Source organism: Aeromonas sp. QDB17, assembly GCF_027705305.1.
Classification (GTDB): Bacteria; Pseudomonadota; Gammaproteobacteria; order Enterobacterales; family Aeromonadaceae; genus Aeromonas; species Aeromonas caviae.
Genome location: NZ_JAPDBP010000052.1, coordinates 1 through 1,212, shown reverse-complemented (window position 1 = coordinate 1,212; position 1,212 = coordinate 1). Strand labels below are relative to the sequence as shown.

Annotated in this window: 1 protein-coding gene; it reads right to left on the bottom strand. The window is 49.8% G+C overall.

Features of this window, described 5'->3' with window-relative positions:
• Nucleotides 1-28: 28 nt before the first annotated feature.
• Nucleotides 29-1,126: an ISAs1 family transposase gene (locus tag OKC41_RS21000; protein ID WP_171865817.1), complete on the bottom strand. Its 1,098-nt coding sequence runs from the start codon at nucleotides 1,124-1,126 to the stop codon at nucleotides 29-31.
• Nucleotides 1,127-1,212: the final 86 nt, after the last annotated feature.

The following is a 1,212-nucleotide window of genomic DNA, read 5'->3' as shown; positions in this document are numbered from 1 at the left end:
CAGGGCGGGAGCACACTTTGTTGATCTTTTAACCAAAGAATAACTGAGCCCGATAGTCGTCATTCCAGCCGGCTCTTTTTAGCTTGTTTCTCTGACTTCGAGCACCACAATTGCTCTGTTTTACGATATTCAATACGAACCGCCGGAATAGCGCCATATTCTCGACCGCATCCTCCATCGCTATCCTGGAGGCATCCTCGTTGAACACCACATCAAGAATGTAATGCTGGCTGTTCTCGATCCGCCAATGCTGACGAATATAGTGCCCTAGCAACTTGTGCTTGGGGGATAACGAGCTGACATAGTAGGAGGTATCTACCGTTCCTTTTCCGTTGGCGCTGCGGTGACGCTCAACGGCGATGATGCTGCGGATCGTCGGCCATTTCTCTGCTAACTCTGGCGGTAATTTTGCTTTTAATTGAAACACATAGCGTTCTTCCTGGCGGCCATGCCCACTTTCTTTGTGCTCGACGATAATCTTCTCTTTCTGGGCATCAAAGAGTGCCTGGAATTGTGATTGAACGGCTTGATACAACTTCGGTTGGTTCTTCTTTACCTGAACCACCACATGAGCCTTCTTCTCACTGATTTTCTCCAGAGTCTCGCGCTGACAATGCAACGCATCGAGTGTCACAACGGCACCTTTGAGTTCAAGAATGTCCAGCATCTCTTTGACGGTTTCGATTTCCCCCTTCTTGTTCGGGGTTGCCTTCTGGCTTAACACCAGACCATTTTCTGTATCGTAGGCCGTGACCAACTGCAGAGCATCCTTGGCATTTCCCCGAAAGGAGCCGCGTAACACCTTGCCATCAAAGGCAATTATGGGTTTTCCCTGATGAGTGCGCTGTTCATTGACCCAGCACAGCAATGCTTCAAGCAGGGTATCGATGACAATGCAGCGCAGAATGCGAGCAATGGTGTGACGGCGCGGGATGCCATTGGCAAAGGGGCGATGCTGACGGAGCCAATCGAGCTTAGAATCACCATAGGTTTCGATGTCATTCCAGCCCTCGGCACCACTCATGATGGCACTGATGACAAGGAACATGACATCAACCAGGTCATGTTTACGATTGATATCAGAGCGAGTTTCTTCGACAAGGGTAAGGTGTTCAATCAACGTCATAGCGCGTGCCTCCTGCATGGAGACGCGATTAGATCACAGACGATCTGCCTGTTCAAATTTCATTAACAAAGTGCGATCCCGCCCTG